This window comes from Marinomonas sp. (genome assembly GCF_965225885.1).
Classification (GTDB): Bacteria; Pseudomonadota; Gammaproteobacteria; order Pseudomonadales; family Marinomonadaceae; genus Marinomonas.
Window position 1 is genome coordinate 4,485,436 of sequence record NZ_OZ245329.1, and the last position, 12,120, is coordinate 4,497,555.

Sequence of the window (12,120 nt, forward strand, 5' to 3'; positions counted from 1 at the left end):
CAAACACTTAGATCGTTTTTCGTAAGATCCGCTTGGTAACGGTCTTTACGGTCGTTCGACTCGTTACAACGAACCGAACTTTATTTACCGAAATCTTTTGGGAAATTTGTAAAAGTTACCGAAGTCTGATACGCTGGATTTTTCAAGCTTGAAATTCCAAAAATGGCTGGTAACGAACACTTAGTAGTCGAGTACTTGATAAATCACAAGAACTCGTTGACCCTTAACCATCTTGGCTCGATTAGCAGAATCCAAAATCCTGGGGCTAATGGTCGACTCTTAGACATCACCTCAACGGATCTACTTCGTACCGAAGACTCTGGAAAGAAAGCCGACATATTCCTGAACGGTAAAGGAGTGTCGATAAAGCAAACTGGTTCAAGCTTTCTTTACAACAGATTACAGAGAGCTGAAATGCTCAGGGTATTTACAAGTCTAGGCTTTTCAAACCCAAGCACCACCTTATCGAAAATGGATAGCTTGATTCAGAAATTTCAGAATGGTGAGTTTGAATCAAGATATAGACATTGGACGGAAGGTTTTAACGAGCCTGACTTTATTTCACTACTCGAGTTTCTAATGATGAAGGGAAGCCCTAATTTAGGTGTTTCGGCTCATCCAGCAGATTTTATTTTGACGGCTCCACAATCAAATATCACTTCGTCTAAGATTTCCTGTGACACCTTCAAAGAATACTTCACAAAATATAAAGATGTGATTTTTCTTAGCCTGAGAAGACAATGGGTTGGTCAATCAAGTAGTAGTGAACACGCTCGAGCAACTGGTCTAGCCAATAAGCCAGACAATGGACCGTGGGTATTCAAAGAAATTGTTGGCTCACCAAGAACAGGGTGGAAATCACAGGCTGAATTTCCACTCAAAGATAGACGAACTGTTTATATGATTTTTATAACAGTAAAGCCTTAACTTAGGCTTTGTTGATAAAGCCACAAAAGGTGTTCGGTATCTTGTAACGAACAGTTAGTGTGCTTTGATAGTGAGGAAAAGAATGAAAGGAATTTCAAGTAATCACTTACTGTGAAGCTTGATTTCTCTTCTTTATAAATGAGTTCCCATAACAAGCTATCAATCACAACGAACTCATCAGGAAAGCAAATAGCCAAGATAGCCGAAGCTAACGGAATAGCCACCCCTCTCATTGTTGTGAGCGTCTTAAGCTTTAACTCTATTTCGTAATTCTTATCATCACTCCGAATAGAAAAACAAGCTCGAGTAATTGGTACAACTACTTCGTCAACATTAATTTCACGCTGCTGTTTGGATCGGTGATATTGTTTGTCGAGCTTCCATCTAAGAATTTGATCAAACTCAACAGCCGATAAATGTGGAACCTCACGCTCCTGAAGAGCCTTTTTAATTTGCTTCTTTAACTGAAGCGTTTCTTGAAAGTCATCAGAGCTAACACTAAGCTTAAGTAGCTTAAGTGCTAGCCCTTGATCAGGCTTCAACATAACTCAGCCATCACCTCTTCCATTTCCATTTGGTCTAACTTTAAGTAAGAACTTACATCAATCACTTTTCCAGCTTTAATTTTCTTTATATTTAAGGGCTGAGTGTTAGCCAAATCTTTTTTAATTTGATTTGCTAGTTGATGAGCAAAATTAACAGGAACAGCATTTCCAATCATTTTGTAACCGTCAGCTATTTGTGAGTAATAGAAAATATGTTCATCAGGGAATGTTTGAATTCGAGCACATTCACGAACTGACAGTCTTCTATATAAGTCCTCTTTACCAACAACAAACCTCTTATCGTTAACACCAAAAGTAACCATCTCTGGTGCTTGTGGGTGGAGTGGAGCGTGTCTACCACCAGCTTGAATAGTGAATGAGGGTTTATTCCAAGGTCTCACTCTATTTCTTGATAAGAAAATTGTTGAGAAACCACCAGTCATATATTCGTGATTGATGAATTTCTGTTTTGTATTTGTTTTATTTTTATCACCAGCTGGGACCACATTTTTTTCTAAGTCCTTGATAGCGTCCAACAGCACTGGTTTGTAAGCTTCAGGTTCAGGTGGGGTGAATAGCTTTTCATACTGCTCAAGATAACCAACAATAATCACCCTTTGTCGATCTTGAGGAACACCATAATCATTAGCGTTGAGAAGACTGTATGAAACATTGTATCCAAGCTCAGCAAAGCTTTCTAAGATCTTAACGAACGCTGGTCTATGACGAGCAGCTAATATTCCCGATACATTTTCAGCTAAAAAGAATTTAGGTCTCTTAGCTTTAATCAGATCAATGTAATTAAAGAAAAGTTGACCACGATGATCTTCTATTCCTCTTAGAGCACCTGCTTCACTCCAACTTTGACAAGGTGGACCACCAATCATTCCGTCTATTTCATCGGGAAGATCAGCAGGTTCAATTTTCACAATACTTCTTTTGTCTAGTTTGGTTTTTGGAAAGTTCTTTTCATAAGTTTCCCAAATTGATTTGTCGTACTCATTAGCCCAAACAACTTCAAAACCAGCGTTTTCAAATCCTCGGTCAAGACCACCAGCTCCAGAGAAAAACGATGCTATCTTCATTTTTTGTCCTTATTTCAATTGCTTTACTGAAAAACAAACCTTACTCATTTTGAACAAGCCATCAAACTCAAGGAAACACACCTCTTTCAGAGTTCTGAATTGATGTTGATGCTTTCCTCTTATACCTGCTTACCGTAGCTTCAATTTTACGCTTTAGATCATAAGACGGAGTGATGTTTTTTGCTTGACACTCAAGTAGTTCCATTTTGAACTGAGGAAGATTTTTCCCAACTTCCCACAGCTTTGTTTTAGGGTTCTGAGTGATGTAGTCATAGACCATCAGAGCAGCCCTCATTCCTTGGATATTGGGTTGACCTTTGAACTTGTATTTTGACTCGCTCTTTTTAGCGTACTGTCTTCCTCTTTCCCCCTTGTGATGCTCAGCTAGTATTTTTCTGAAGCGTTCTAAAAGGAACTTTTTGGGGAGACTCAATGGGACGCTCACCAAAAGAGCTTGTCCTTCGATCCCTTTGAGGTCATCAACCGTTACAACTTGAAGCGTACTCAATGCTTGTGGTTCAGCAAATAGCTTCATTCCACGACTATCTTTCGACCACCACTCCTTGAAGCTATCCCCCCTCACATCACCGAAATCTTTATAAAGCTCAACCAAGCCTTTTTTACCTCCCGACTCACAAGTTTGGATGTACTTCTCTGATCTCTTTAGATACGACCACCAGGTGAAATAGATGGTGTCCTCCCAATACCGTTTCGGCTTTGGTTTCTTTTCCGTACCAAATGTTGGGTGTTGATACGGAAAGTGTCTTTTAGCTGGTCGATTCATCACAATATGTTAACACTTTATATAGAAGAAATAAAGTGGGAGTGTTAAGAAAATGGGTTTTTTGATACACTGATCATATCGGTTGAGAAAGCAAACAAAGCTAATGAAATCGGTACTTAAACAATCTTTAATCAATGAAAAGGAATTAAAAATGAGCAATTCAATTGTTAACACTAACAACCAATTAGTAAACGGTACTTTGATCGAATCTTCAGTTATGGAGTTCAAAGGGTACGCTCGGAAAACGGCTGAAAACATTCTTGAGATGGGTCGAGTGGTTTATGAAACTAAAGACAAACTCAAAGCCAATAAGGAAGATTTCGAGGTTTTCTGTTCCAAAGTGGGTTTCAAATCTACTTCCAGTTCAATCAAGAAACTCTCCCAAATCGGTAAGGGTTACTTGATGATGAAGTCACAAGCTGACTATCTACCCAATAGCTGGACAACTCTTTATGAGATTTCAAGACTGGCTGAGTCTGAGCTGACGAAATACATATCTGAGGGAGTTATCCACCAGAATGTTCTGGGGTCTGTAATTAAATCCCTCAATGGCTCAACCAAAAACGATGAGACTTCTAGTAAAGAGGCTGGTGTTGATGGGGAAAGACAAGAGGAAGTTCCAAATGGAACTGTTAACGGTTTGACCTTTACCTGTACCCTTAAAAATGTGAATGATGTAGCTTTCAAAGCACAGCTACAAATGATCATTCAAAACCTTGAACAACTTAATGTTGATGTGAAATTGGCTCCCGAGCTGAAGTCAGCCCTTCAACCATTAGTTCGAAAAGCAGCCTAAGGAGATGGATATGAATATGAACCTAGACTGGGCTCAAAAATATCGTCCAACGGCTATTCAGGATGTAATCCTTCCAATCAACCTTAAGGAAAGACTTCAAAAGGTTATTACTCAGAGTGGAGGTATTTCACTTCTATTCTGGGGTCGACCTGGCTGTGGAAAAACTACTGTTGGTCAGCTTATCAACCCATCTGAAACCTATCAAATTGACTGTACGACATCTCGTTCAATCGATATGGTGAGGAGTCTTGAACGCTACTGCTCAACTTTTAGTCTCGAAGGTAGTAGGAAGCTGGTTCTATTAGACGAAGCCGATCATTTATCCAAAGATGCTCAAAATGCTTTTAGGGGTGTTGTCGAACGGTTCTCCGTATCCACGGATTTTGTTATGACAGCCAATAACCCAAACATTTTTAGTGAACCAATTCGGTCGAGATGTTTTCCAGTTCACTTTGATGTCACTTCAGATCCAAGTATGGAAGAACAATTTGTAACTAGGGTTACTGAAGTTCTAAGTCAGGAAGGTATCAAAGACTTCGATATTGAGCGAGTTCGTGAAATTGTTAAGACTAATTTTCCAGACCTTAGACGAACACTAAAACAAGTTCAATTTGAACTCGGATAAATCTAAGCCACTCTCTGAAGTGGCTTTTTTATTCTTATAAATAGTTTTACGAACACTTTACGAAGCCGTTCGTAGTGACTGTAACGCCTTGATAGCGTACTCGCTTCCTAATGTCGATCACCTCTGGTCGATAACCTTTAACACACCTAATGAAAAGTTATGAGTATGAAATTAGAAGATCTGAAAGATACAGAATTTAATAGACGATATGGGTTTGAGATTGTGTCTAAATCAAACTCTAGCCCTAGTAACTACTATCGAAACCTTCTTAATTGGATGGTTTCAAATGATGATTGGATAACCTTTACTGTAACCGTTACCTTTAAGAATCTAGAGCCTATCGAGGCTAGTGAGGGTTACAAGAAAGCAGCCATTTATGAATACGAAAAACGAGTTCTAACGAAGATTAAGAAGCGTCTGTGTCGTTTAAGTTCTAAATGGAACTCTGTCATTCCAATTGAGTACTTTATCCAATATGAATATGATCAAGGTAGCTTCTTTAAGCCACTTTCATCTCGTAACAATCCTCATCATATTCACGGTGTCTTTCCAGTACCTAAGAGTCTGGCTCACCGAATCTACGATTTTGATAATTCACATCTAGACCAAAGATTGAACAAAGACCTTCAATCTTTACATCGTGTATCAACTTTCTTAATTGAACCTCTTAGATCAGGTGAGTCAGATGCTTGGCTTAACTACATTCTTAAAGGTAAGTCTATGAGAGACATCAACTCCTATTGGGCTTAAATATTACGAAAGTTAAAAAACGCCTAAATATAAAAACCACAAAAAAGGAGGGTTTCAGTGAACAACAAGGTCTCTAGTAGAAATCAAATTCTAGGTGTTCGAGCAACCAATCAATTCGTTAATAAGTTCGATGAGTTATGTGACCGACTAGGTCATAACCGTTCTGAGGTAATCCGCTACTGTCTTAAGCGTTTTCTTAACGAACATTGGAACAACTCTGAAAATTTTAAGAAGGCTCGATCTGAGCTGTTTTAAGGAGAAGGAAATGCTTAGTTTCAAAGAATGGCTTGTTGAAGAAGCCAAGAAACCCAAAAAGAAAAAGGAAGATAAAGATGTCAAATCAACTGGTCAAGGAAGCACAGAAATCGGGAATGTCTATAACCAAAGACAGACTCCTAGATCTAATCAAGAAGTCCAATCAACAGTCGTTCACTATTTCCCTGAACCCTAACTCCAAACAAACGGTTGTCGTCATACCCTCAGTCTAGTTAGGGTAGTGATCGTACTCGGCTGAAATTCGTGAGTATCGTTGTTCCTAGGTCGTTTGTTGGAACCTTATGACTTCTAGATCTTCAATTTCCACCTTAGGGATACCGTTCAATCTGGTATCCCTTTTTTTTCGCTTTTTATAGATTGAGAAAACGCTCTCTGGACCGAGATCGAACCCTCGGGGTGACCTATACCCCTCCTCAATCAATAAATCGGCTATAGCTCGGTAGGTAAGTCCCTCTGAGTCCCTTAGTCGGATGATTCGATCGGACAGCTCTGTTTGGTAGGCTGAATAGGAGCCGATCATCAACCCCTTAGTCCTAACCACCAAGCTGAAACGGACTAGAAAGCCGTCTCGACTACCCCCTAACGGGATTACTCCACCGTCACCGATTTTGCCAAGTTCCTTGGCTGATCTACGTCGGTACCTTTCACAACGGCAACGTGATAAGACAACAACTGTAGCGGAATGGTATGAACAATCGGCTCTAGTATGCCGTCTACTTTTGGCACTTCGGTAAAGATGATATTTTCTTCGTTATGCAGATCCGTATCTTTATCTGCAAAGACATAAAGCTCGCCACCGCGCGCCGCAACTTCTTGTAGATTAGACTTTAGCTTATCTAACATGTCGTTATGTGGAACCAGTGCAATGATTGGCATATTCTCATCAACCAAGGCCAATGGACCGTGTTTTAGCTCGCCTGCTGGGTAAGCTTCTGCATGAATATAAGAAATTTCTTTTAGTTTCAATGAGCCTTCTAGTGCAATTGGGAACATAGTGCCACGCCCCAAAAATAGCGCATTAGTTTTATTAGCAAAACGATCAGCGACTTCTTTAATGTGAGCGTCTTCTAATAAAGCAGCATTCACGTAAGCGGGCAACGAGCGCATAGCTTGAACCAGCTCTTTTTCTCTTTCTGCTGACAGACCATTTTCTACGGCAATCGCCACACTAGTAATCAATAGCGCAGTCAGCTGAGTAGTAAAGGCTTTAGTAGATGCAACGCCGATTTCTGGACCCGCATTAGTCAACAAAGTAAGCGCTGACTCACGTACCAGCGTGCTAGATGGAACGTTACAGATGGCTAGCGTGGTTAGATAGCCCTGCTCTTTTGCCATACGCAAGGCTGCCAATGTATCGGCCGTTTCACCAGACTGTGACAAGGTCAAAAACAAGGTTTTCTTCGGCACAGCCACTTTGCGATAACGATATTCACTGGCAACTTCAACACTGCATGGTAAACCGGCTAAATCTTCGATCCAGTATTTTGCCACCATGCCAGCATGATAACTGGTACCACAAGCAACGATATGTACATTTTCCACTTCTTTTAAGAAGGCAGAATCTGCACCAAAGCAGCTAGTAAGAACCTTAGTTTCACTAATACGACCTTCTAGACAAGCACTGATCACTTTAGGTTGCTCGTAGATTTCTTTCATCATGTAATGACGGAATTCGCCTTTATCTGTCGCATCGATGTTGTGGTTAAACACGCTAATTGGACGGTCTTGCAACTCACCTTTGGCATCATAGATAGAGACTTTATCACGGCTTACTTCCGCCACGTCACCTTCTTCTAGAAAGATAAACTGGTCAGTAACATGCAATAGTGCAAGCTGATCAGACGCAACAAAGTTCTCTTCGATACCAACACCAACTACCAGCGGACTGCCTTTACGAGCGGCAATAAAACGTTCGTTATCATCTTTTTGTACGACACCGATGGCAAAGGCACCGTGTAATTTCGTTAACGCTGTTTGCACAGCTTTCAATAAATCTGGCTGTGTTTTTAACGCATCATGAATAAGATGAACGATGACTTCGGTATCTGTTTCAGATTTAAACTCGTAACCTTTGGCTTTTAATTCACGACGTAATGGCTCGTGATTTTCAATAATGCCGTTATGCACCAGAGCAAGATCATTACCTGAAAAGTGTGGATGCGCGTTCGCTTCCGTTGGTTTGCCATGAGTGGCCCAACGGGTGTGAGCAATGCCCATTTTTCCATCTAATGGCTCAGCTTCGAATTTGTCTTTTAATGCCTGAACCTTGCCAACGGCACGGTGTGAAAACACACCTTCTTCGTTGTTAATCGCAATACCGGAAGAATCATAACCACGGTATTCAAGGCGACTAAGACCTTCAATTAAAATTTTTGATACGTTACGACGTGCAATGGCACCGACTATTCCGCACATGAGAGAATCCTTTTTGCCTTTGTGTCGAGATTCTGCTCGACACAATAATAAATATGGTGAGATAAACAACAAGTTAATTACTCGCCGCTTCTCCTGTTTAATAGATTAAAAGCTAAAGCGTTATTTTTTAATTGGACGAGGCCAATTGTCTTTGTTGGTTTGTCGCGCCCTTGCGAAAGCCAATTGATGCTCGCCCACTTGCTTGGTAATGGTCGAACCCGCCGCGATGGTTGCACCTTCTTCTACTTGCACAGGTGCGACTAACGAGGTGTTTGAACCGATAAAGACATTATCGGCCACTTGTGTCAGATGTTTATTTACACCGTCGTAATTACAAGTAATAGTGCCCGCGCCGACATTCACATTTGCGCCCATTTCTGTATCACCAATGTAGCTCAAATGATTAACCTTGCTGCCTTCACCGATAATGGCTTTTTTAGTTTCGACAAAATTGCCGATCTTAGCTTTATTCGCAAGCTGTGTACCTGGACGCAATCGAGCAAATGGTCCGATGTCACAATTTTCACCAATCTCGCTTTCTTCAATAAGCGTGTTGCTTTTAATAATGGTGTTGTCACCAACGGTGCAGTTTTTAAGGTGGCAATTTGGCCCCACTTCAACGCCAGTGCCCAATACCACTTTGCCTTCAAATATGCAGTTCACGTCGATAACGACGTCGTGACCTGTGATCAATTCTCCGCGAATATCAATACGAGACGGATCAAGCAAGGTCGCGCCATTTTGCATAAGTGTAATAGCTTGCTGGTTTTGTAGCTCACGTTCTAATGCGGCAAGCTGAACTCGGTCATTCACGCCTGCTACTTCGGCTTCGTTTTCCGGATTCACAGTGACAATATCCACACTGTCACGTGCCGCCATCGCAATCACATCGGTCAAATAGTATTCGCCTTGGGCATTATTGTTCGTTAAAGCGGCAAGCCAATCTTGTAGGTGATTATTCGGTACTAACAATATGCCGGTGTTGACTTCTTTAATCGCAAGCTGACTTTTAGTCGCATCTTTTTGCTCAACAATCGCGGTCACTTTGCCTTGATCATTACGCACAATGCGCCCGTATCCCGCTGGATTATCAAGAGAAATCGTCAATAAAACCAAGGTGTTAGAATTAGACAGAGCGGTCATTTTTTCTAATGTGCTGGCACGAATGAGTGGAACATCACCATAAAGAGTTAGTGTTGCCCCATCAGTTTGAAGAAAAGGTGCAACGCGACGCAATGCATCACCTGTTCCTTGTGGATCATTTTGCCAAACAATATTGGCTGAAAAATCCTGACAATTTGCTTCGACTTGTTCACCTTGGTGGCCAACTACGAGGTGTAATTTTGATTTGGGTAATGCACTTGCTGTCATTAGCACTCGTCTTACCATGGCAATACCGCCAACTTTGTGCAACACCTTAGAAAAAGCCGATTTCATTCGACTGCCTTTTCCGGCGGCGAGAATTACAATGTCCTGAGTCATGAGTGTCCTTGTATTATTGTCTTAAAATTATGAATAAATTGAGAATGGCGGCAATTAAACCTTTTTACCAAAAACGTCACAACCCAAATTGTCACAAAAAAAATGACAATTTTTATAAGAAAGTTTAAATCGATGATTTTCAATACTTCAAAACAAGCTTAAAATAAAAATTGTCAGAAAATCATCTAACATGAACAATCAATTTATCGCCCACTATTCAGCAATAAAAATGCGCTAATGGGCAGGGCAACGATTACATTCTAACTGAAGTAGCTCTACTAGGAGCCGCGTAGCTGGGCCAGTTCGCTCACCTTTTCCAAAGATGGCATACATGTGAAAGTTACGTTCACTACCAGAAATTAACTTCAGTTTTTTAAGCTTTCCGCTTTGCAAAGCGTATTCTAAATCGGCCTTTGGCAACCACGCGAAGCCAATACCACTGGTCACAATTTCCAACGCGGATTGCACGCTTGATACGGTCCAGCGTCGATCCGTTCCCAACCAACCAGAATCAACAGAAGTTTCTGATGCCGAATCTCGAATAACAATTTGCAGCTCTCGACTTAAGCGTTCATTGTTAATTGGATCTGTTTCTTGATGCAATAGATGACTCGTAGCTGCTACTGCGATCATTTCCACTTCGACAATGGGATCAGCCAAATAACCTTTTGGAACAATGCCGCTAAGCACTAAATCTGGACTACCTTTTCGCAGTGCTTCTTCGCCTCCACTTAATACTGACTCTTTTAGTTGAACTTGTGTTCCTTGGCTTTGTGGCTCAAAGGCTTGCAAGGCTCGAAGCAAAGCTGGAGTTGGAAAGGCTTGATCTACCACTATTTCCAATTCTGGCTCCCAACCTTGCCCAAGTGTATGAGCCAGTTCTTCTAGATCTACCGCTTCTTTTAATAAATGACGCGAACGGCGCAATAAAACCTCACCACGCTCAGTAAGTTTGGCTTTGCGCCCCTCGATAATTAGCAACGGATAACCTAGCTGCTCTTGAAGCTTTGCGACTGTATAGCTAACTGAAGATTGGCTTTTATGAAGGGCTTCTGCGGCTTGCGCAAAACCACCTTTATCAACAACGGATTGCAACACGCGCCATTGCTCTAACGTTACTCTCGGGGCTTTCACAGTCATTCTCTTATCAATAGTATATGAAAGATTAATGTATCGTATTTTTCGATCAATATCTCCAAAAAATGTCGCTTTTTAATCGAATTACTTGGTAATAAGATAGCCTCATTATCAAGTGACGAGCCATCTTGGCTCACTTAAGATTACCAAGGAGAAATTATTACAATGGCTACTTTATTACGTATCGACTCTAGCGCTTCTGGCGAAAACTCTAAATCACGTCAACTAGCAAACGAATTTGTTGAAAAATGGTTGGCAAAAAATCCTGACGGCGAAGTTGTTGCTCGCGATGTGACTGCGAATCCACTACCTCACTTTACTGGCGAAACATTGGGCGCATTGTTTACCCCAGAAGAAAGCCGTTCTGCTGAGCAACAAGCTATTGTGGCAATTGGCGACGAACTGATTGCTGAACTTGAAGCCGCTGACCTTGTTATCGTTTCTGCGCCTATGTACAACTTCGGCATTCCTTCTACGTTGAAGTCTTACTTTGACTACATTGCTCGTGCTGGTCGTACGTTTAATTACACTGAAACAGGCCCTGTTGGTCTTGTAAACAAAGATGCTTACATCTTTTCAGCAAGTGGCAGCTTCTCTGCAGGTGAAGCATTTGATCACCAAGTACCACACATCCAAACATTCTTAGGCTTCATTGGCCTAAATGTGAAAGAGACTTTCATCGCGGGCGGTCAAGCAATGGGCGCACCTGGTGAAGAAGCTTTCAACAAAGCAAAATCACAAATCGCCGTTGCTGTTTAACACTAACTTTTATCCCCTTTAAGTTATTGCTATTGGTTACGCCTAAAAACCGATTAGAAGTTTCTAATCGGTTTTTTTGTGGGAAATTATCTGACTAATATAAATATCAACATTCTTGTAGTAATCGATAGGCTTGGTTGAGTGTGTCTTCCTGTTTTTGGGTAAGCGTTAACCCTCGTTGTTTTACTTGCCGATCAATATCTCGCAGAACTCGCCCTAAAAAGCCTTTCACTTGCTTAATCGCTTTTCTCATCTTGGAATAAATCCTTTTGCGGTATAGTCTCTGTCTGACGAGGCTTCATAAAACTCACCTGTTCTGCAACTTTTTGGGCCTTATGGCGTATTTATAGCAAGATTTAGGCATTAACTATCTTATAAAGATGCATAGATTCAATAGATTGAGAGTTTTTAAGGGGAGACTATTTAGCTTCCACAATCTAAAAGATTTAATGGTCTGTTTGGTTGATTTAAGTGTTACCTAAATACCATCAATACCCATTAGGCCCCCTTATTTCTTTGTAAACGAGCCCCTCATTCCG

The 12,120-nt window shown here is 41.0% G+C and carries 13 protein-coding genes and 1 pseudogene; 7 read left to right on the forward strand and 7 right to left on the reverse strand.

The features are described from left to right. The first annotated feature begins 162 nt into the window (after positions 1–162). Positions 163–927, forward strand: coding sequence for a hypothetical protein (locus ACO05V_RS21470; protein WP_421856439.1), 765 nt, complete (start codon positions 163–165; stop codon positions 925–927). Here ACO05V_RS21470 and ACO05V_RS21475 read toward each other — a convergent pair. The 3 genes from ACO05V_RS21475 to ACO05V_RS21485 all read right to left on the reverse strand — a co-directional run bounded on the left by ACO05V_RS21475 (position 924) and on the right by ACO05V_RS21485 (position 3,344). Beyond that, positions 924–1,472: a hypothetical protein gene (locus ACO05V_RS21475; RefSeq protein ID WP_421856442.1), complete on the reverse strand. Its 549-nt coding sequence runs from the start codon at positions 1,470–1,472 to the stop codon at positions 924–926. The genes ACO05V_RS21470 and ACO05V_RS21475 overlap by 4 nt on opposite strands. Then, positions 1,466–2,557 (reverse strand): DNA cytosine methyltransferase, encoded by a 1,092-nt coding sequence (locus ACO05V_RS21480; RefSeq protein ID WP_421856445.1) that lies wholly within the window; start codon positions 2,555–2,557, stop codon positions 1,466–1,468. Before ACO05V_RS21480 ends, ACO05V_RS21475 begins: the two co-directional genes overlap by 7 nt. Before the next feature lie 67 nt (positions 2,558–2,624). Next, positions 2,625–3,344 carry a hypothetical protein gene (locus tag ACO05V_RS21485; RefSeq protein WP_421856448.1) on the reverse strand — a complete coding sequence of 240 codons (720 nt, stop codon included), beginning with the start codon at positions 3,342–3,344 and terminating at the stop codon, positions 2,625–2,627. Between the two features lie 148 nt (positions 3,345–3,492). Here ACO05V_RS21485 and ACO05V_RS21490 point away from each other — a divergent pair, with 148 nt between their 5' ends. The 5 genes from ACO05V_RS21490 to ACO05V_RS21510 all read left to right on the forward strand — a co-directional run bounded on the left by ACO05V_RS21490 (position 3,493) and on the right by ACO05V_RS21510 (position 5,963). Next, the gene (locus ACO05V_RS21490; protein WP_421856451.1) at positions 3,493–4,137 is read left to right on the forward strand and encodes a hypothetical protein; all 645 of its coding nucleotides are present in this window, start codon (positions 3,493–3,495) and stop codon (positions 4,135–4,137) included. Positions 4,138–4,147: 10 nt separating this feature from the next. Then, positions 4,148–4,762: an AAA family ATPase gene (locus ACO05V_RS21495; RefSeq protein ID WP_421856454.1), complete on the forward strand. Its 615-nt coding sequence runs from the start codon at positions 4,148–4,150 to the stop codon at positions 4,760–4,762. A gap of 165 nt (positions 4,763–4,927) precedes the next feature. Then, a complete protein-coding gene (locus ACO05V_RS21500) occupies positions 4,928–5,512 on the forward strand; it encodes a hypothetical protein (RefSeq protein ID WP_421856457.1) in 585 nt (194 codons plus the stop codon). A 57-nt stretch (positions 5,513–5,569) separates the two neighbouring features. Then, positions 5,570–5,767 carry a ribbon-helix-helix domain-containing protein gene (locus ACO05V_RS21505; protein ID WP_421856460.1) on the forward strand — a complete coding sequence of 66 codons (198 nt, stop codon included), beginning with the start codon at positions 5,570–5,572 and terminating at the stop codon, positions 5,765–5,767. 10 nt (positions 5,768–5,777) lie between these two features. Next, complete coding sequence (locus tag ACO05V_RS21510) at positions 5,778–5,963, forward strand: hypothetical protein (protein ID WP_421856463.1); 186 nt, start codon at positions 5,778–5,780, stop codon at positions 5,961–5,963. A gap of 413 nt (positions 5,964–6,376) precedes the next feature. Here the strand turns inward: ACO05V_RS21510 and glmS are convergent, their stop codons facing one another. The 3 genes from glmS to ACO05V_RS21525 all read right to left on the reverse strand — a co-directional run bounded on the left by glmS (position 6,377) and on the right by ACO05V_RS21525 (position 10,825). After that, the gene (gene glmS, locus ACO05V_RS21515; RefSeq protein WP_421856466.1) at positions 6,377–8,203 is read right to left on the reverse strand and encodes a glutamine--fructose-6-phosphate transaminase (isomerizing); all 1,827 of its coding nucleotides are present in this window, start codon (positions 8,201–8,203) and stop codon (positions 6,377–6,379) included. 120 nt (positions 8,204–8,323) lie between these two features. Further along, on the reverse strand, positions 8,324–9,685 hold the full coding sequence (glmU, locus tag ACO05V_RS21520) for a bifunctional UDP-N-acetylglucosamine diphosphorylase/glucosamine-1-phosphate N-acetyltransferase GlmU (RefSeq protein ID WP_421856469.1): 1,362 nt from the start codon (positions 9,683–9,685) through the stop codon (positions 8,324–8,326). A 234-nt stretch (positions 9,686–9,919) separates the two neighbouring features. After that, positions 9,920–10,825, reverse strand: coding sequence for a LysR family transcriptional regulator (locus ACO05V_RS21525; protein ID WP_421856471.1), 906 nt, complete (start codon positions 10,823–10,825; stop codon positions 9,920–9,922). 162 nt (positions 10,826–10,987) lie between these two features. Between ACO05V_RS21525 and ACO05V_RS21530 the strand changes: the two genes are divergently transcribed. Further along, a complete protein-coding gene (locus ACO05V_RS21530) occupies positions 10,988–11,581 on the forward strand; it encodes an FMN-dependent NADH-azoreductase (protein ID WP_421856474.1) in 594 nt (197 codons plus the stop codon). 112 nt (positions 11,582–11,693) lie between these two features. On the opposite strand, the pseudogene ACO05V_RS21535 reads toward ACO05V_RS21530, so the two are convergent. Beyond that, positions 11,694–11,843: pseudogene (locus ACO05V_RS21535) on the reverse strand (IS5/IS1182 family transposase); the annotation flags it as partial. Positions 11,844–12,120 lie beyond the last annotated feature (277 nt).

What these genes read in the sequence shown, in the direction of transcription:
- ACO05V_RS21495 (WP_421856454.1), top strand. Translation starts at nt 4,148, where the DNA reads ATGAATATGAACCTAGACTGGGCTCAAAAATATCGTCCAACGGCTATT.
- ACO05V_RS21490 (WP_421856451.1), top strand. Translation starts at nt 3,493, where the DNA reads ATGAGCAATTCAATTGTTAACACTAACAACCAATTAGTAAACGGTACT.
- ACO05V_RS21530 (WP_421856474.1), top strand. Translation starts at nt 10,988, where the DNA reads ATGGCTACTTTATTACGTATCGACTCTAGCGCTTCTGGCGAAAACTCT.
- ACO05V_RS21480 (WP_421856445.1), bottom strand. Translation starts at nt 2,557, where the DNA reads ATGAAGATAGCATCGTTTTTCTCTGGAGCTGGTGGTCTTGACCGAGGA.
- glmS (WP_421856466.1), bottom strand. Translation starts at nt 8,203, where the DNA reads ATGTGCGGAATAGTCGGTGCCATTGCACGTCGTAACGTATCAAAAATT.
- ACO05V_RS21470 (WP_421856439.1), top strand. Translation starts at nt 163, where the DNA reads ATGGCTGGTAACGAACACTTAGTAGTCGAGTACTTGATAAATCACAAG.
- glmU (WP_421856469.1), bottom strand. Translation starts at nt 9,685, where the DNA reads ATGACTCAGGACATTGTAATTCTCGCCGCCGGAAAAGGCAGTCGAATG.
- ACO05V_RS21510 (WP_421856463.1), top strand. Translation starts at nt 5,778, where the DNA reads ATGCTTAGTTTCAAAGAATGGCTTGTTGAAGAAGCCAAGAAACCCAAA.
- ACO05V_RS21475 (WP_421856442.1), bottom strand. Translation starts at nt 1,472, where the DNA reads ATGTTGAAGCCTGATCAAGGGCTAGCACTTAAGCTACTTAAGCTTAGT.
- ACO05V_RS21525 (WP_421856471.1), bottom strand. Translation starts at nt 10,825, where the DNA reads ATGACTGTGAAAGCCCCGAGAGTAACGTTAGAGCAATGGCGCGTGTTG.
- ACO05V_RS21500 (WP_421856457.1), top strand. Translation starts at nt 4,928, where the DNA reads ATGAAATTAGAAGATCTGAAAGATACAGAATTTAATAGACGATATGGG.